General features: G+C 65.4%; 14 protein-coding genes. 6 read left to right on the top strand and 8 right to left on the bottom strand.

The features are described from left to right. Window positions 1-9: 9 nt before the first annotated feature. From FB481_RS10465 to FB481_RS10440, 6 genes are all read right to left on the bottom strand, one after another. Window positions 10-843, bottom strand: a complete 834-nt coding sequence (locus tag FB481_RS10465; protein ID WP_027904257.1) for a carbohydrate ABC transporter permease — start codon at window positions 841-843, stop codon at window positions 10-12. Between the two features lie 9 nt (window positions 844-852). Continuing rightward, entirely contained in the window at window positions 853-1,785 is a 933-nt protein-coding gene (locus tag FB481_RS10460; RefSeq protein ID WP_013793411.1) for a carbohydrate ABC transporter permease, read from the bottom strand. A gap of 170 nt (window positions 1,786-1,955) precedes the next feature. After that, window positions 1,956-3,266 carry a sugar ABC transporter substrate-binding protein gene (locus FB481_RS10455; RefSeq protein ID WP_093500777.1) on the bottom strand — a complete coding sequence of 437 codons (1,311 nt, stop codon included), beginning with the start codon at window positions 3,264-3,266 and terminating at the stop codon, window positions 1,956-1,958. 225 nt (window positions 3,267-3,491) lie between these two features. Beyond that, the gene (locus tag FB481_RS10450; RefSeq protein ID WP_093500779.1) at window positions 3,492-4,397 is read right to left on the bottom strand and encodes an AraC family transcriptional regulator; all 906 of its coding nucleotides are present in this window, start codon (window positions 4,395-4,397) and stop codon (window positions 3,492-3,494) included. Window positions 4,398-4,695: 298 nt separating this feature from the next. Continuing rightward, a complete protein-coding gene (locus FB481_RS10445) occupies window positions 4,696-5,421 on the bottom strand; it encodes a carbonic anhydrase (protein WP_093500781.1) in 726 nt (241 codons plus the stop codon). A 304-nt stretch (window positions 5,422-5,725) separates the two neighbouring features. Beyond that, window positions 5,726-6,781, bottom strand: coding sequence for a PA0069 family radical SAM protein (locus FB481_RS10440; protein WP_147176284.1), 1,056 nt, complete (start codon window positions 6,779-6,781; stop codon window positions 5,726-5,728). Between the two features lie 174 nt (window positions 6,782-6,955). On the opposite strand from FB481_RS10440, the gene FB481_RS10435 reads away from it, so the two are divergent. The 6 genes from FB481_RS10435 (at window position 6,956) to FB481_RS10410 (ending at window position 15,946) form a co-directional block, all read left to right on the top strand. Then, the gene (locus FB481_RS10435; protein ID WP_093500785.1) at window positions 6,956-7,462 is read left to right on the top strand and encodes a sorbitol dehydrogenase family protein; all 507 of its coding nucleotides are present in this window, start codon (window positions 6,956-6,958) and stop codon (window positions 7,460-7,462) included. A 22-nt stretch (window positions 7,463-7,484) separates the two neighbouring features. Continuing rightward, window positions 7,485-9,119: a GMC family oxidoreductase gene (locus FB481_RS10430; protein WP_147176283.1), complete on the top strand. Its 1,635-nt coding sequence runs from the start codon at window positions 7,485-7,487 to the stop codon at window positions 9,117-9,119. Window positions 9,120-9,121: 2 nt separating this feature from the next. After that, a complete protein-coding gene (locus FB481_RS10425; RefSeq protein ID WP_147176282.1) occupies window positions 9,122-10,528 on the top strand; it encodes a cytochrome c in 1,407 nt (468 codons plus the stop codon). A gap of 158 nt (window positions 10,529-10,686) precedes the next feature. After that, entirely contained in the window at window positions 10,687-11,802 is a 1,116-nt protein-coding gene (locus tag FB481_RS10420; RefSeq protein WP_147176281.1) for an efflux RND transporter periplasmic adaptor subunit, read from the top strand. Beyond that, window positions 11,799-12,863 (top strand): efflux RND transporter periplasmic adaptor subunit, encoded by a 1,065-nt coding sequence (locus FB481_RS10415; protein ID WP_093500793.1) that lies wholly within the window; start codon window positions 11,799-11,801, stop codon window positions 12,861-12,863. Before FB481_RS10420 ends, FB481_RS10415 begins: the two co-directional genes overlap by 4 nt. Further along, window positions 12,860-15,946 carry an efflux RND transporter permease subunit gene (locus tag FB481_RS10410; protein ID WP_147176280.1) on the top strand — a complete coding sequence of 1,029 codons (3,087 nt, stop codon included), beginning with the start codon at window positions 12,860-12,862 and terminating at the stop codon, window positions 15,944-15,946. The genes FB481_RS10415 and FB481_RS10410 overlap by 4 nt, the downstream gene beginning before the upstream one ends. 148 nt (window positions 15,947-16,094) lie before the next feature. On the opposite strand, the gene FB481_RS23425 is transcribed toward FB481_RS10410, so the two are convergent. Then, window positions 16,095-16,382 (bottom strand): transposase, encoded by a 288-nt coding sequence (locus FB481_RS23425; RefSeq protein ID WP_306109834.1) that lies wholly within the window; start codon window positions 16,380-16,382, stop codon window positions 16,095-16,097. A gap of 329 nt (window positions 16,383-16,711) precedes the next feature. Continuing rightward, window positions 16,712-18,478, bottom strand: a complete 1,767-nt coding sequence (locus FB481_RS10400; protein ID WP_147176279.1) for a sigma-54-dependent Fis family transcriptional regulator — start codon at window positions 18,476-18,478, stop codon at window positions 16,712-16,714. Window positions 18,479-18,579 lie beyond the last annotated feature (101 nt).

The raw sequence follows: 18,579 nt of genomic DNA, 5'->3' as shown, positions 1-18,579 counted from the left end.
GTAAACCTCTTATTTGACGGCGCCGAACGACAGACCACGCACTAGCTGCTTCTGGCTGATCCAGCCGAAGATCAGGATGGGCGCGCAGGCGAGAGTCGAAACGGCGGAAAGCTTGGCCCAGAACAGGCCTTCGGGGCTGGAATAGGAGGCCACCAGCGCGGTCAGCGGCGCGGCGGCGGAGCTGGTCAGGTTGAGCGACCAGAACGCCTCGTTCCAGCACAGGATCAGCGACAGCAGCATGGTCGAGGCCAGGCCGCCGCGGGCGATGGGTAGCAGCACGCGAGCGATCTCCTGCCAGGTGGTGGCACCATCGAGCCGCGCCGCTTCGAGGATCTCGCCGGGAATGTCCTTGAAGTAGGTGTACACCATCCACACCACGATCGGCAGGTTGATCAGGGTGTAGATGACGATGAGCGCGATGCGCGAATCGAGCAGGCCGAACTGCTTGGCCAGCAGGTAGATCGGCACCAGCACGCCCACCGGCGGCAGCATCTTGGTCGACAGCATCCACAGCAGCGTGCCCTTGGTGCGTTTGGTCTCGAAGAACGCCATCGAGTAGGCCGCCGGCACCGCGATGAGCATGCACAGCAGGGTCGCGGCGAAGGAGATCAGCACCGAATTCCAGGCGTAGGCGAAGTAGTCGCTGCGCTCGTTGATGTGCAGGTAGTTCTCCAGGGTCGGGGTGAAGATGAACTGCGGTGGCGTGGCGAAGGCATCCAGCTCGGTCTTCAGGCTGGTCAGCACCATCCAGAAGATCGGGAAGAAGATCAGCGCGGCCACGGCCCAGGCCAGCGTACCGACCAGCACGCTCTGCAGGCGACGGGATTGTTTTAGCGTCAGCATGCTCTGCTCCTACTGCCGGTCGGTCAGGTTCTTGCCGATCATGCGGATCAGCACGATGGCGGCAATGTTGGCGATGACCACAGCGATCAGCCCGCCGGCGGAGGCCATGCCCACGTCGAACTGCAGCAGCGCCTGGGTGTAGATCAGGTAGGCCAGGTTGGTCGATTCATAACCGGGGCCGCCGCTGGTGGTGGTGTAGATCTCGGCGAATACCGAAAGCAGGAAGATGGTCTCGATCATCACCACCACGGCGATCGGCCGTGCCAGGTGCGGCAGGGTCAGGTGCCAGAAGATGGCCAGCGGGCCGGCACCGTCGAGGCGCGCGGCCTCCTTCTGCTCCTGATCCAGCGACTGCATGGCGGTCATCAGGATGAGAATGGCGAACGGCAGCCACTGCCACGACACGATGAGAATGATCGAGAACAGCGGGTGGTGCGCCAGCCAGTCCACCGGCTGGGCGCCGAAGAACTGCCAGACGGCGGCGAGAATCCCCGAAACCGGATGGAAGATCAGGTTCTTCCAGAGCAGCGCGCTGACCGTCGGCATGATGAAGAACGGCGAGATCAGCAGCACCCGCACGATGCCGCGGCCAAAGAACTCGCTGGCCTCCAGCAGGGCGGAGATCAGCACGCCGAACACCACGCTGATCAACAACACGCTGCCGACCAGCAACAGGGTGTTGCCGGCGCCGGACAGGAAGGCGGCGTCGGTGACGAAGTATTCGAAGTTTTCCAGGCCGACGAAATCGTTCTCGCCGGGGTACAACAGGTTGTAGCGGATCAGCGAGAAGTAGATGGTCATGCCCAGGGGCACGATCATCCAGATCAGCAGCAGAACCACCGAAGGGCTGACCAGGAACCAGCCGGGCGCCAGGCGCTTGCGCCGCGTGGCGACGGCTTCGCCAGCCGCTGGCGAGCGGGAGTCGAGGGTTGTGTTATCCATGGGGGCTCCGCAATGAGCGGTTAGGTATTGATCGTTCCCACGCTCCGCGTGGGAACGCCGCCTTTGGCGCTCCGCGCCGCGTAACACCGGGTCAGCGGACGCGGAGCGTCCCGACATACGTTCCCACGCCGACGTTTCGACGCCTCGACGTGGGAACGATCACGGTGCCGTTACTTCGGATACCCGGCGCGTTTCATTTCCCGCTCGGTGCTCTGCTGCGCGGCCTGCAGCGCCTGCTCGGGCTGCATCTGCCCGGTCAGGGCGGCGGCGAACAGCTTGCCGACGGCGGTTCCAATGGCCTGGAACTCGGGAATGGTCACCAGCTGGATGCCCACGTACGGCACCGGCTTGGCGCTCGGGTCGGCCGGGTTGGCCTTCTTCAGCGAATCTAGGGTCACCTTGGCGAACGGCGCGGCCTTCATGTAGGCATCGCTGTAGGTCGAGGCGCGGGTGCCTGGCGGCACGTTGGCGACGCCATCCTTCTCGGCGACCAGCTCGGCGTAGGCCTTGGAGGTAGCCCAGGCGCTGAAGGTCTTGGCGGCATCCTTGGACTTGGAACTGGTGGGGATCGCCAGCGCCCAGGAGTACAGCCACGAGGCGCCCTTGTCGGTGACCTGGGTCGGCGCGAAGGTGAAGCCCACCGAGTCGGCAACCTTGCTCTGCGACTTGTCGGTAACGAACGAGCCGGCCACGCTGGCATCGACCCACATGGCGCACTTGCCGCTGTTGAACAGCGCCAGGTTCTCGTTGAAGCCGTTGCTCGAGGCGCCCGGCGGGCCGTATTTCTTCATGGTGTCGACGTAGAAGTTCAGCGCGTTCTTCCACTCGCTGCCGGTGAATTCCGGCTTCCACTGTTCATCGAACCAGCGCGCACCGTAGGCGTTGGCCACGGTGGTGATCAGCGCCATGTTCTCGCCCCAGCCGGCCTTGCCACGCAGGCAGATGCCGTACTGGCCCTTGTCCGGCTGGTGCAGCTTGCCGGCGAACTCGGCCATCTGCTCCCAGGTCGGCTGCTCGGGCATCTTCAGCCCGGCCTGTTCGAACAGGTCGGTGCGGTAATAGGTGATCGAGGCTTCGGCGTAGAACGGCAGTGCGTAGAGCTGGCCGTTGGCCGACAGGCCTTCGCGCACGGAGGGGAACACATCGTCGAGGGCGTAATCGGCAGGCAGATCCTTCATCGGCTCCAGCCAGCCCTTCTCGCCCCACAGCGCCGCTTCGTACATGCCGATGGTCAGCACGTCGAACTGGCCGCCCTGGGTGGCGATGTCAGTGGTCAGGCGCTGGCGCAGCACGTTCTCTTCGAGTACCACCCACTTGAGCTTGATGTCCGGGTGCTGTTCTTCGAAGGTCTTGGCCAGGCGCTGCATGCGAATCATGTCGCTGTTGTTGACCGTGGCGATGGTCACGGTCTCGGCAGCCTGGGCGCCGACGGTCAGGGAAAGGCATGAAGCGGCTACGAATACTTTGAGCGTATGGTTCATGGTCTTGAACTCCTCTCCCTGGCCCGGTGAGCCTCGGGAGACGTTATTGTTTTTGTGGGCCGACCCGGATTACACCCCTAGCGCCGAACGCGAACAACGCCTCGACTGCACTTTGACCGATACTTTTTTGCACTGAGAGTGGAGCAAGCTGGCCAGCAGAAAAAGCCAGGAGCAGCCTCAAAAACGCTGCTTCTGGCTGTTTTCCCGTAGATAGGCGTGAAGGATTCAGTACAGGTTTTGCGCAGTAAAGCGCTGGGTGACCAACCGTCGGTAGCCGCTGGGTGTCATGCCCTTGAGCTGCTGGAAGCGTCGGTTGAAGTTGGAAATATTGTTGAAGCCGGACTCGAAACACACCTCGGTCACCGGCTTGTCGCTCTGGGTCAGCAGCTCGCAGGACTTGCTCACCCGCAGGCGATTGACGAACTCGACGAAGCCGCGCCCGGTGGCCTGCTTGAAGAAGCGCGAGAAGTAGGTGGGCGTCATCCCGAGGTACTCGGCCACTTCCTCCTGGCTCAATTCCTGGGCATAGCGCTGGAAGATGTAGTCGACGGCGCGGTTGATGCGGTCGACATGGTGTTCGTCGGCCAGCTGCGCAGCGGTGCGATCGGACAGCAACTGGTAATCGTCGCAGGCGGCGAGCAGCTCCATGAGAATGAAGAAGTTACCCAACCGGGTCATACCCTGGGAATCGGCGATGCGCTGCAGCAACTGGCGCGCCTCGCCGATGGTGTGCGGGCAACGGAACTCGATACCATACTGGGCGCGGGCCAACAGCGGCTGCAGGTCCTTGAGCTCGGCGAACACCGCGGTGCCGCTTTCCAGCACCTCGTCGGTGAAGTTGACCAGCATGTCGCGCTCGGCCACCGCTTCGCCCGGCGCCATCTGGCTGATCCAGTTGTGCGGCAGGTTGGGGCCGGTGAGAAACAGGGTGTCGGGAGAGAAATTGCCGATGTAGTCGCCGATAAAAACCTTGCCGGCGCTGGCGACGATCAGGTGCAGCTCGTATTCCTTGTGGAAATGCCAGCGCACCAGCGGGCTGGGAAAGCCGTGCTGGCGATAGATCAGCGAATGACCTTCGTGGTCATCCATCAGCTCATAGGACGGGTCGAGCGTTCTCTGCGATCGGGACATGGCGGGCCGGCATCGTCTTGTTCTTGTCGGTGATTGCCGGTGGCCGCGCTCGTCGCGCAACCCACCGACCGACTAAAGACCCTAGCACAACCCGTCGGGTTCGCTTGTTCGACTCGGATTGTAGGATGGGTCGGGCCGCGTAGGTAAAACCCATCAATGCGGTGATGGGTTTCACCCATCCTACGGATCTACATTCTGTGGGAGCGGGCCATGCGCGCGAATCGCGGGCATGGCCCGCTCCCACAGGCGTAAGGTGGACGACGCGTCACCTACGCGGCTCGCACTATCCTACGAGCCCTCAGCCCTGTGGATAACGCGCGCGCGGCGTGGCCATCGGCAGTGGGCCGTCGCCGATCTGGCGGAACTCGCCGGTTTCGGCATCGTAGGCTTTGATCTCGCTGCTTTCGATGTCGTACACCCAGCCATGGATGAACAACTGGCCGGCCGCCAGGCGCGAGGCCACCGAGGGATGGGTGCGCAGGTGGTCGAGCTGGGCCACCACGTTTTCCTCGGTGAGCACGCCCAGGGTGGTGTGGTCAGCGCAGCCGCAGTTGTCGGCCACCACGGTCTTGGCGACTTCAGCGTGGCGCAGCCAGGCCTTTACCGTGGGCATGCGCTCCAGGGTTGCCGGATCGAGTACAGCTTTCATCGCGCCGCAGTCGGAGTGGCCGCAGACGATGATGTGCTGCACGCCCAGGGCGGCGACCGCGTATTCGATGGCGGTGGACACGCCGCCGTTCATCTGGCCATAGGGTGGCACCACGTTGCCGACGTTGCGGGTCACGAACAGGTCGCCCGGCTCGCTCTGGGTGATCAGCTCGGGGACGATGCGCGAGTCGGCGCAGGTGATGAACATGGCGCGCGGCGACTGGGCATGGGCCAGCTTCTTGAAGAGCGCCTGCTGCTGCGGGAATACATCCTGACGAAAACGCAGGAAGCCATCGACCAGATGATCCAGCGCCTCGGCGGCCGATGCGGCGTTCTTTTCGGATTTGCTATCAGCAGGACGACGATTACCAGGCATAGCATTACCTCGCTTACGGATGGGGGACGGCGCGTGCGACAGCGCACAGCTTCCCAGCCGGCAGGATCACCGGCAAGGGATTGGGGCATTTGACTGTGGCAAAACCCTTCAGGACACGTCGGCGCGATAAATCGTCGCGCGACCGGGGATATCGACCGTGTTTTCGCTGGGTCGTGCGCCGCGCTGACGAGCCATGACACGGCCAATAGCCAACCTGGGTATCGCTACGCTCAACGCCAGGCTACAGAACCCGTAGCCCGGGTCGAGCGCAGCGACACCCGGGAACAGGCGCCTCGGGCTGCCCTCAGAACAAGCCCATCTGCTGCCCTGGCGGCGCGAACTGCGAGCAATCCAGTACGCCGCGCTTGCTGCCATCGTACCCATAACGGCGGCGCGCCAGGCGAAAGCGCTGGGCCAGCAGCTCGGCGAAGTGCCCCTCCCCCTTCATTCGCGCGCCAAAGCGGCTGTCGTAGTTCTGCCCGCCGCGGGATTGGCGGATCAGGCTCATCACGTGTTCGGCGCGGTCGGGGAAATGGGTCTGCAGCCATTGCTCGAACAAATCGGCGATCTCCAGGGGCAAGCGCAGCAGCACGTAACCGGCGGAACTCGCGCCAGCATCGCGGCCGGCTTCGAGCAGGCGCTCGAGCTCCATGTCGTTGATCATCGGGATCATCGGCGCAGCCATCAGGCCGACCGGCACGCCGTGCTCGTGCAGGGCCTTCATCGCACGCAGACGCGCCTTGGGCGCTGCGGTGCGCGGCTCCATGATGCGCTTGAGCTCGTCGTCCAGGGTGGTGACGCTGAACGCCACGCTGACCAGATTACGGCTGGCCAGCTCTTCGAGCAGATCCAGGTCGCGCAGGATCAGCGCGCTCTTGGTGATGATGCTCACCGGGTGGCGATAGCGCAGCAGGATCTCCAGAGCCTGGCGGGTCAGCTGGTGCTCGCGCTCGATGGGCTGATAGCCGTCGGTATTGATGCCCAGGGCGATGGGCGCCGGCACGTAGCCCGGCTTGCTGAGCTGCTTTTCTAGGCGCTCGGCCAGATTGGTCTTGGCGATCAGCTTGGTCTCGAAGTCAATGCCCGGCGACAGGTCCCAATAAGCGTGGCTGGGCCGGGCGAAGCAGTAGATGCAACCGTGCTCGCAGCCGCGATAGGGGTTCACCGAGCGGTCGAAGCCCACGTCCGGCGAGCTGTTGCGGCTGATCACCGTCTTAGCCTTTTCATGACGGACTTCGGTGACGAAGGTCAGCGGCGTCTGTTCCTGATACCAGCCGTCGTCCTCGGCCTCGCTGGTGGTGGGCGCGAAGCGATTGTGCGGCTTGCTGGCGGTGCCGCGCCCGCGGACGAAATCAGACATGGGAGACCTCACGAATGCTGTATTTACATACAGTAATTGAGCACGGAAAGTTTTCCCAGCACGCCCGATCAATGGCCGCCGGCACCTCGACCTGAACGGTGCGCGGAAAAGTCGCACACATCTGGTTACATGACGTTAAAATAGTTGTTTTGCTAACTATCAGAAGACTCATCAATGAACCTTTCGCGTCGCCAATTGCTGGGTACGCTGCTGGTCTCGGGCGGCTGTGCGGCGTTCGCCGGCTTGCCCGCCTGGGCCCTGTCGGCCGAGAGCCCCGCGCCTTATACGCGCTTCATGCGCCTCTCCACGCTGCTGATCAACCACCAGCTCAGCGCCGCGGTCGGCATGCGCATCGCCGACGCCGCGCAGCAAAAGTACCCGCAGCTGACCGACATGATGAACCGCATCATCGCCATCGCCGAGCAGCGCCAGGCCCGCACCGTGGAAGATTTCTTCGCCGATGTTCCCGAAGGCGAACTGCGCGAGCTGGCGTACTGGGTGATCTTCGCCTGGTACAGCGGCGTGTCCTCGCCCGCGGCGGACGCCCAGCTGTTCACCTATGAAGAAGCACTGACCTTCAAGACCACCGCCGATGTGGTTGCCATCCCGTCCTACGGGCTGAGCGCGCCCAATGGCTGGAGCCAGGTCACCGTCGCCCTGAGCCCGCTGCCCCGTTTCTGATCCCCTCGAAGAATTCCAGAAAATGAAAAGCCTGAACAGCGCCGACGTCGTGATCGTCGGCACCGGCGTGGTCGGTGTGACCATCGCCGAACAACTGCTCGACGCCGGCCTTAGCGTGCTGCTGCTCGAAGCCGGCCCGCGAGTCACCCGCGCCGAAATCGTCGAGAACTTTCGCAACCTGCCCCTGGGCCTCAAGGGCGACTCCACGGCCTGCTACCCGCCGCGCCCCTGGGCGCCGCACCCGATGCCCTCGTTCGAGAAGCCGGACGACACCTACCTGCAGCTCAGCGGCCCCGACGCCTACGCGCAGACCTTCATCCGTTACGCCGGCGGCTCGACCTGGCACTGGGCCGGCACCAGCTGGCGCCTGACGCCCGAGGACATGCGCCTGCGCACCCTGTACGGCGTGGGCCGCGACTGGGCCTTCGACTACCAGGAGCTGGAGCCCTACTACACACGCACCGAATACAAGCTGGGCATCTGCGGCCCGTCCAAGCCCGAGGATCAGTGGCCGCCGCTGCCGCGCTCCAAGCCATACCCGATGCCGCCGCTGCCGTTCAGCCCCGGCGAGCAGCGCTTCACCGAAGTGGTGCAGACTCTGGGCTACCGCAACGTGCCGGTGGCCCAGGCGCGCAACAGCGGCATGCCCTACGACGACCGCCCGGCCTGCTGCGCCAACAACAACTGCGTACCGGTGTGCCCGGTGGGCGCCAAGTACGACGCCGCCACGGCCCTCGGTCGCCTGGAAGCCAAGGGCGCGGTGATCACCACCGATGCGGTGGTCTACCAGGTCGAGACTGGCGAAGGTAACCGCATCCAGGCCGTGCATTATCTGGACAAGGAAAAGCAGCGTCATCGCCTCGGCGGCAAGCTGTTCGTGCTGGCCTGCAATGGCCTGGAAACCGCCAAGCTGCTGCTGATGTCGGCCGATGAGCGCAACCCCAACGGCGTAGCCAACAGCTCCGACCAGGTGGGCCGCAACATGATGGACCACCCGCAGATCAGCCTGAACCTGACCCTGGCCGAGCCGTACTGGTCCGGCGTCGGCCCGGTGGTCAACAGCGGCATCATGCAGACCTCCCAAGGCGACTTCCGCAGCGAGCACGCCGGTGCCTACTTCCGCTTCAACAACTTTGCGCGCAACCGCTTCGTCACCTTCGAAGCTCTTGGCAAGGGCCTGGTCGGCAAGGCGCTCGACGAAGAAATCCGCCGCCTGACCGCCTGCACCGCCAACGTGGTGATCGCCCACGAGATGCTGCCGGACGCCAACAACCGCCTGACCCTGTCGAACAAGAAGGACTGGCTGGGCCTGCCCAAGCCGGCGATTCACTACGACGTCGGCGACTACGTGCGCAAATCCTTCGAGCGCTACTCGCGGCCCATCGCCCTGCGCATCGCCGAAGCCATGGGCGCCACCGACGTGAAGGTCGCGCCCAAGTTCGCCCAGAGCAAGCACATCATGGGCGGGACCATCATGGGCCTGGACCCGCGCGACTCGGTGGTCGATTCCCACTGCCGCGCCCACGACCACGACAACCTGTTCCTACCCGGCGGCGGCGCCATGCCGAGCACCGCCTGCGGCAACAGCACCATCACCATGGTGGCGCTGGGCCTGCGCGCCGCTGACGCCATCGTCAGCCAGCTGAAGGGGGCCTGAGCATGAACCGCCTCAACACCCTGCTCGCCGCCGCTTTCATCGTACTACCGGGCCTGGCCGCCGCGCAGAGCTTCCCCGAGGAGCTGGTCAAGCGTGGCGAGTACACCGCCACCGCGTCGGACTGCGTGGCCTGCCACACCGCCCATGGCGGCAAGCCGATGGCCGGCGGGCTGGTGATGGCCTCGCCGGTTGGCGAAATCGTCGCCACCAACATCACCCCGTCCAAGCAGTTCGGCATCGGCCACTACACCGAACAGCAGTTCGCCGACGCCCTGCGCAAGGGCGTGCGCGCTGACGGCGCCAACCTCTACCCGGCGATGCCCTACACCGCCTACGCCAAGCTCAGCGATGACGACGTGCACGCCCTGTACGCCTACTTCATGCAGGGCGTGGCGCCGGTCGACGAGCCGGTGGCCGAAACCAGCCTGCCGTTCCCGATGAACATCCGCCTGTCCATGAAGGCCTGGAACCTGCTGTTTCACGACGACCAGCCGCTCAGCGATGACGCCGAGCACTCGGCCGCCTGGAACCGCGGCCGCTACCTGGTCGAAGGCGCGGCGCACTGCGGCACCTGCCACACGCCGCGCGGCCTGCTGATGCAGGAGCAGAACGACAGGTTCCTCGCCGGCGCCCAAGTCGGCCCCTGGTACGCGCCGAACATCACGCCGCACCGCAACAGCGGTATTGGCAGCTGGACGGCCGATGAGCTGGTGCAGTACCTCAAGACCGGCCACCTGGAAGGCAAGGCGCAGGCCGCCGGCAGTATGGCCGAGGCGATCAGCCACAGCTTCCAGCACCTGCGTGACGACGACCTGCGCGCCATCGCCGAGTACGTGATGAGCGTGCCGGCCGTAGCGAGTGCCGACGGTTTCAGCGGCGAGCAGTCACGCTTCAACCAGGGCCAGGCCGGCAACCACTTGAGTGATTTGCGCGGTGTGGAAAACGCCGAGGACGCCAAGGGCGCGCGCATCTACTCCGGCAGCTGCGCCTCCTGCCACGGCTACAACGGCCAGGGCACCACGGACGCCTACTACCCGAGCCTGTTCAGCAACTCGGCGCTGACCGGCGTGAACACCAGCAACCTGCTGGCGACCATCCTCTATGGAGTCGACCGCAAGACCACCCAGGGCCACGTGTTCATGCCGCCATTTGGCGACCAGCCTAATGCACTCAATCGCCTGAACAACGACGAGATCGCCGCGCTGGCTAACTACCTGGTGCGACAGTACGGCGACGGCAAGCAGGCGGTCAGCGCCGACGATGTGCAGACCATCCGCCAGGGCGGCCCGGCCTCCAACCTCCTGCTACTGGCCCGCCTCGGCATGCTGGCCGGCGCGCTGGTCGCCCTAGGGCTGATCGTCTGGCTGCTGGCGCGCAGGCGTCGCGTAGCCCGGCAGCGCACCGCCTGACCGCAGCAGCGGGCCGGCCCTCGGCTCGCTGCTGCTTGAGCCCGGGTAGTGCAACGCTACCCGGCGCACGTTGCCCTGAAACGGTTGCCTGAACCGTTCGTCGCCTGGCATGGTCGCATCTGCACACACCTTCGCGTCCCTGCTGTGCCGGAGCCTCCATGCCGCCCGTACCGACCTCTGCGTTGCCTCGCCTTGCCGTGGCCCTGCTGGCTTTCGCGCTGCTGGCCGGCTGTAGCGACGAGCCGCCGCCCGCGCCGAAGAGTCCGCGGGTCAAGGTGGCGACCGTCAGCCAGGTGGACTACGCGGCGGATGCCACCGTCACCGGCGACGTGCAGGCGCGGGTGCAGACCGACCTGTCGTTTCGCGTCGGCGGCAAGATCACCGAGCGCCTGGTGGATGTCGGCGACACGGTGAAGGCCGACCAGGTGCTGGCGCGCCTCGATCCGCAGGACCAGCGCAACGCGGTGCGCTCCGCCGAAGCGGCCGCCGAAGCCGCCCGCGCCCAGGTCAAGCTCAGTGCCGCCAACCTGTGGCGCCAGCAGCAACTGCTGCCCAAGGGCTACACCAGCCGCAGTGAATACGACAGCGCCGTGGCCAGCGACCGCAGCGCGCGCAACAGCCTGGCTGCCGCCGAAGCGCAACTGGCCGACGCCCGCGAACAGGCCGGCTACACCGAGCTGCGCGCCGAAAGCGACGGGGTGATCACCGCCCGCCAGGCCGAAGTCGGCCAGGTGGTGCAGGCCGCCACGCCGATCTTCGGCCTGGCCCGCGAAGGCGCCCGCGATGCGGTGTTCAACGTTTTTGAAGCGCTGCTGGTCGAGCCTGGCCAGGCGGTGCAGGTCAGCCTGCTCGACAACCCCGAGGTGACCGCCCGTGGCGTGGTGCGCGAGGTCAACCCGCAGGTGTCGGCGCAGAGCGGCACGGTGCAGGTCAAGGTCAGCCTCGAAGAAGTGCCGGCAGCGATGACCCTGGGCTCGGCGGTCAGCGCCCATGTCAGCAACCCGGTGGTGCGCAGCGTCGAGCTGCCCTGGTCGGCGCTGACCAAGGCGGAAAGCGAGCCCGCGGTGTGGCGCCTGGGTGAGGACGATACCGTGCAGTTGCACCCGGTGCAGGTCGGCCGCTACCTGACCGACAAGGTGATCATCCGCGCCGGCCTGAATGACGGCGACCGCGTGGTGGTGGCTGGCGGGCAACTGCTGCATCCGGGCCAGAAGGTGGAAATCGCCGAGGCTCGTGCACAGAATCAGCAGCAACAGCAGGAGCAGCAGCCATGAAGCGCGCTATCCCGTTAGTGCTGCTCGCCGCCCTGCTCGCCGGCTGCGCCGAAGACGAGAAACCCGAGCCGATCCGCCCGGTGCTCTACACCGAAGTGCAGCAGCAGGACCAGCAGGTGCTTGGCCGCTTTGCCGGCACCATCGAGGCGCGGGTGCAGAGCACCCTGGGCTTTCGCGTCGGCGGTCGGGTTTCCCATCGCATGGTGGACGCCGGCGCCGAAGTGACGGCCGGCACGCCGCTGGCCACCCTCGACCCCACCGACCAGCAGAACGCTCTGCGCGCCAGCGAAGGCGACCAGGCACGCGCCGAAGCGCAGTGGATCAACGCCCAGGCCAATGCCCGGCGCCAACAGGAACTGTTCGACCGCGGCGTCGGCGCCAAGGCCAACCTGGAGCAAGCCCAGACCGAACTGAGCAACGCCCGCAGCAACCGCGACCAGGCCGCAGCGGCCACCCGCCAGGCCCGCGACCGGCTGAACTACGGCACCCTGAAAAGCGACTTCGATGCAGTGGTCACCGCCTGGCACGTGGAGGCTGGCCAGGTGGTCGGCGCCGGCCAGGAAGTGGTCACCCTGGCCCGCCCGGACTTGCGCGAAGCGGTGTTCGACCTGCCCGTGGAGCTGGCCGACGGCCTGGACGATCAAGTGCAGTTCAACGTCGCCTCCCAGCTCGACCCGAGCATCGCCACCCGCGGCCGGCTGCGCGAACTGGAGCCGCGCGCCGATGCCGCCACCCGTACCCGCCGCGCCCGCCTGACCCTGGAAGAAACACCGCCCGGCCTGCGCCTGGGCACTGCGGTGGCGATCAGCATGACCCGCGCCCAGCAGCCGCGCAGCCTGTTGCCGGCCGCCGCCGTACAGGAAGTCGACGGCCAGAGCCGCGTATGGGTGATCGACACCCAGGCCAACACCGTGCACCCGCGCACCGTGCAGGTGGTCGGCCGCGAAGGCGAACAGATCAGCGTCGAAGGCCTTGCGGCCGGCGACAAGGTAGTCAGCGCCGGCCTGAGCGAACTCAGGGACGGCCAGCAGATCCGCATCGATGAGGGCGTCGCACCATGACCCAGCAGGCGCCGCGCAAGGACGGCTTCAACCTCTCGGACTGGGCGCTGCGCCACCAGTCGTTCGTCTGGTACCTGATGTTCGTGTCGCTGCTGATGGGCGTGATCTCCTACATGAACCTGGGCCGCGAGGAAGACCCGGCGTTCACCATCAAGACCATGGTCATTCAGACTCGCTGGCCGGGCGCCACGGTGGACGAAACCCTCAACCAGGTCACCGACCGCATCGAGAAAAAGCTCGAGGAACTGGACTCGCTCGACTACGTGAAGAGCTACACACGGCCCGGCGAGTCGACCGTCATGGTGTTCTTGCGCGACACCACCAGCGCTGGCGACATCGACAACATCTGGTACCAGGTCCGCAAGAAGATCGACGACATTCGCGGTGAGTTTCCCCAAGGCTTGCAAGGCCCGTCGTTCAACGACGAATTCGGCGACGTGTTCGGCTCCATCTACGCCTTCACCGGTGACGGCTTGAGCATGCGCCAGCTTCGCGATTACGTGGAAAAAGTGCGCGCCGAGATCCGTAGCGTGCCGGACCTGGGCAAGGTGCAGATGGTCGGCCAGCAGAACGAGGTGTTCTACCTCAACTTCTCGACCCGCAAGCTGGCCTCCCTGGGTATCGACCAGAGCCAGGTGATCCAGAGCCTGCAGGCGCAGAACGCGGTCACGCCGTCCGGGGTGATCGAAGCCGGGCCGGAGCGGATTTCCGTGCGCACCAGCGGCCAGTTCGCCTCGGAAGCCGACCTGCGCAACGTCAACCTGCGCCTGGACGACCGCTTCTACCGGCTGACCGATATCGCGGAAATCACCCGCGGCTACGTCGACCCGCCGCAAGCGCTGTTCCGCTACAACGGCAAACCGGCCATCGGCCTGGCCATCGCCATGCGCGACGGCGGCAATATCCAGACCTTCGGCAAGGCTCTGCATACACGCATGGACGAGATGACCGCCGAACTGCCAGTAGGGGTGGGCGTGCACGTGGTGTCCGACCAGGCCGAGGTGGTCGAAGAGGCGGTCAGCGGCTTCACCCGTGCGCTGTTCGAAGCGGTCGTGATCGTCATGCTGGTGAGTTTCGTCAGCCTCGGCATCCGCGCTGGCCTGGTGGTCGCCTGCTCGATTCCGCTGGTGCTGGCCATGGTGTTCATGTTCATGGAATACAGCGGCATCACCATGCAGCGTATTTCCCTGGGTGCATTGATCATCGCCCTCGGGCTGATGGTCGACGACGCGATGATCACTGTCGAAGTGATGGTCACCCGCCTGGAGAAAGGCGACTCGCTGCACGATGCCGGCACCTTCGCCTACACCTCCACGGCCTTTCCGATGCTCACCGGCACCCTGGTCACGGTGGCCGGCTTCGTGCCCATCGGCCTCAACTCCAGCTCGGCGGGCGAGTACACCTTCACCCTGTTCGCCGTGATCGCCGTGGCACTGCTGCTGTCCTGGCTGGTGGCCGTGGTGTTCGCCCCGGTGATCGCCGTGCACATCCTGCCCAAGCGCCTGCAGGCCAAGGAAAAAGGCCCGGGCCGCATTGCCCGAGCCTTCGACAGCGGCCTGCTGCTGGCCATGCGGCACCGCTGGTGGACCATCGGCCTGACCATCGCCCTGTTCGCCGCCTCACTGGCCGGCATGACGATGGTGCAAAGCCAGTTCTTCCCTGCCTCGGATCGCCCGGAGCTGCTCGTCGACCTCAACCTGCCGCAGAACGCCTCGATCAACGAGACCCGCGCCCAGGTCGACCGCCTCGAAGCCACCCTGGAGGGCGATGAAGACATCGCCCGCTGGAGCACCTACATCGGCCAGGGCGCCCTGCGCTTCTACCTGCCGCTCGACCAGCAATTGCAGAACCCCTTCTATGCCCAGCTGGTGATCGTCGCCAAGGACATCGATGCCCGCGACCGCCTGGTGGCCAAGCTCAACAAGCGCCTGCGCGAGGACTTCGTCGGCATCGGCACCTTCGTGCAGCCGCTGGAGATGGGTCCGCCAGTGGGCCGGCCGATCCAGTACCGGATCAGCGGGCCGAACGTCGATCAGGTGCGCAAGCACGCCCTGGAGCTGGCCACCCTGCTGGACAAGAACCCGGACATCGGCGAGATGGTTTACGACTGGAACGAGCCCGGTAAGGTGCTGCGCATCGACGTCGCCCAGGACAAGGCGCGCCAGTTCGGGCTGTCTTCCGAGGACGTCGCCAACCTGCTTAACAGCGTGGTCAGCGGCAATACGGTCACCCAGGTGAAGGACGACATCTACCTGATCGACGTGATCGGCCGCGCCGAAGACAGCGAACGCAGCTCGCCGCAAACCCTGGAGAACCTGCAGATCGTCAACCCGAATGGCGTGGCCGTTCCGCTGCGCGCCTTCGCCACCGTCGGCTACGAGCTGGAGCAACCGCTGGTGTGGCGTCGCGACCGCAAGCCGACCATTACCCTCAAGGCCGCCGTAGTCAGCGACATCCAGCCCACCGACCTGGTCGCCAACCTGGCGCCGGACATCCAGAAATTCTCCGATGGACTACCCAACGGCTACAGCGTCGCCACCGGCGGCACCGTGGAAGAAAGCGGCAAGGCCCAGGGTCCGATCGCCAGCGTGCTGCCGCTGATGCTGTTTCTGATGGCCACCTTCCTGATGATCCAGTTGCACAGCGTGGCCAAGACCTTCCTGGTGTTCAGCGTGGCGCCGCTGGGCCTGATCGGCGTGGTGCTGGCCCTGGTGCCGACCGGCACGCCGCTGGGTTTCGTGGCGATTCTTGGCGTACTGGCGCTGATCGGCATCATCATCCGCAACTCGGTAATTCTGGTGACCCAGATCGACGAATTCGAACGCGCTGGCGACTCGCCCTGGCAAGCGGTGATCGACGCCACCCACCATCGCCGCCGCCCGATCCTGCTGACCGCCGCTGCCGCCAGCCTGGGCATGATCCCCATCGCCCGCGAAGTGTTCTGGGGCCCGATGGCCTACGCCATGATCGGCGGCATCTTCAGCGCCACCCTTCTGACGTTGCTATTCCTGCCGGCGCTGTATGTGGCGTGGTATCGGATTGAGGAGCCGTCGGAAAAGGAGCGGGAGAAGGCGCCGGCTTGAGGTGAATGGCCTATCGCGTGCTGTCAGTGAGATTGATGGTGCTCGATAGGCCCTTCGCGGGCATGGCCCGCTCCCACAGGTTTGGCGGGGCGCTCAGATTCCGTGGGAGCGGGCCATGCCCGCGAAAAATAAGGCAGTCACCTCAACCCTAAAGCCAGACCGCATTCCAAAATGGGTAGTCACCAATACGCCTGACCAACCCCGCCCTCAGCGGGTTGGCCACGATATAGCGCGCCACACCGAGCAAATCCTCCTCGGCGCGCAGCCCATGATCGTGGAACCCAGCCACCCAGATCCCCCTCTCGGTGCCCGCGCGCTTTCCAGCCAACCGACTGCTCGACGATTTCAGACGATTCACCAAAGCAGCCAGGCTGTCCACCTCGCCCAGTTGAATCAGCCAATGGGCATGATCCGGCATCAGCACCCAGGCCAGCATATGGCTGTCGCGCAGGAGCGTCGGGGGTTTCAAAGCAGCGGGCAGCCGCACAGCCAGCGGGGAAGTGGCTGAATATCGGCTGACGGTCACGGGTGATGGTGGTGATCAGATAGGCCGTTCCTGGGCAGGAAGCGCGGCCTCTACGCAGGGCGCGATAGCCCGGTTTCGATGGCATCGGCATGAATCGACCTCCGTGTTGATTCAGCGAGGTCAGTCTAGCCCTTGATATCGCTTCGCGCGCATGGCGCGCTCCCACAGGGATCTATGGATACCGACAATTCGGTGTCGGGCTCGAATCCTGTGGGAGCGGACCATGCCCGCGAACGCTCTCAGCTTCCCCGCGCCCGCTTGAGCCGATAGGCAAACTGCGCCCGGCTCAACCCCAGTAGCCGCGCCGCTGCAGCCAGGTTGCCGGCGCTGCGTTGCAGGGCCTGCTCCAGCAGCTGGTTTTCAACGGCCTCCAGCGACAGGCTGGCATCAGGCAAATCCGGGCAGCCAAGGCGGGTCAGCAGATCCACCTCGCCGGGCTGCTCCTGGTCTTGTACCAGGCGCCCCTGCTGCAACAGCGAATAGAACTCGGCCGGCAGCTCCTCGTCGCGGAACAGGTGGTTGAGATCGATGGGTGCGCCGTCGTTACTGGCGATCACCCCGCGCTCGATCAGGTTCTGCAGCTCGCGGATATTGCCGGGAAAGCTGTAGTTGAGCAGCGCCTTCAGGCCACGCATGGTCAGGCCAACCGGCGTGCGCCCGTAGCGCTCGCAGTAGCGGCGCATGAAGAAATCCACCAGCAGCGGAATATCGTCGCGCCGTTCGCGCAGCGGCGGAATATGGATCGGGTAGACGTTGAGGCGATAGTACAAATCCTCGCGAAACTCGCCACGGCGCACCGCCGCACGCAGGTCGACGTTGGTGGCGGCGATCACCCGCACGTCGACGCTGATCACCGAAGTGCCGCCGACCCGTTCGATCTCGCGCTCCTGCAGGGCGCGCAGCAGCTTGCCCTGGCCCGGCAGACTCAGGCAGGCGACTTCGTCTAGAAACAGCGTGCCGCCCTGGGCGCGCTCGAAGCGGCCAGGCCTCGAATGGCTGGCGCCGGTGAAGGCGCCGCGCTCGACGCCGAACAGTTCGGCCTCGATCAGGCTTTCAGCGATGGCCGCGCAGTTGAGCGCCACGAACGGCCCATCACGGCGCTCGCTCATGCGGTGCAGGTTGCTGGCGAACAGTTCCTTGCCGACCCCGGACTCGCCGCCGAACAACACCGTGGCCGGCGTGCGCGCCACCCGCTGCAGCGACTGGAAGGCGGCGTTGAAGGCAGCCGAAGCGCCGATCATGCGGCCTTCGTCGGTTTCACCCGCGCTGGCCGGCAACGGTTGGTAGGCGGCGCGTTCCAGGCCGCCGCCCTCGCCTTCCTCGGCTGAGGCGTTGAGATAGCGCAGGTCCTCTTCCACATCGCCCCACAGCTCGGCGGTCTTGCCCAGCACGCGGCACACCTGATGGCCCATGGCGCGGCATTCCACCTCGCGAAACACCACCAGGCGGCCGAACAGCCCGCTTACGTAGCCGGTGGCATAACCGATTTCCATCCAGCAGGCCGGGTCGTTGCCGATGCCGTAGGCGGCGATGTGCTCGTCGTCTTCGTGGGCGTGGTGCCAGAGAAATTCGCCGTCGTAGTGGCCGCGGTCGACATCGAACTCGAAGTGCAGCGGCTCGACCTTGACCATGCCTTCGAGCCCATGCAGGCGGATGCCGGCGGCGAATATAGAGGCCGGCTCGGCGCCTGCCCAGCGCTGCTGCACCAGGCGCGCATCCCGGGCGCCGGAGAGGTAGCCAACGCGGGTGAACAAACCGCGGGCGCGCTCCATGCCCAGGCTGTCGATCAGCTCGCGGCGCAGCGCGCCCAATGCCTCGCAATGCAGCAGCACCATGCGCTGATCGTTGAGCCAGATGCGTCCGTCCCCCGGAGAAAAGAACAGGCACTCGGTGAGGTCACGCAGTGTCGGCGCACTCTGCCAGTCCAGCGCATCGCTGGCGCCTCGGTAGTGCGGTACTTCGGTGATCTGCAACGCATCCAGGGAAATACGACGGGTATCGATCACGCACGACTCCTCGCTTACGCAATTCATCACTTCGATCCGTGGCGGGCAGGCTCTGGATTGCTCATTTGCTTAACAGCGAGCCTTTCAAAACCACACCTGAT

The organism is Pseudomonas sp. AG1028 (assembly GCF_007993955.1).
Classification (GTDB): Bacteria; Pseudomonadota; Gammaproteobacteria; order Pseudomonadales; family Pseudomonadaceae; genus Aquipseudomonas; species Aquipseudomonas straminea.
This window is presented reverse-complemented; position numbering and strand designations above follow the sequence as displayed.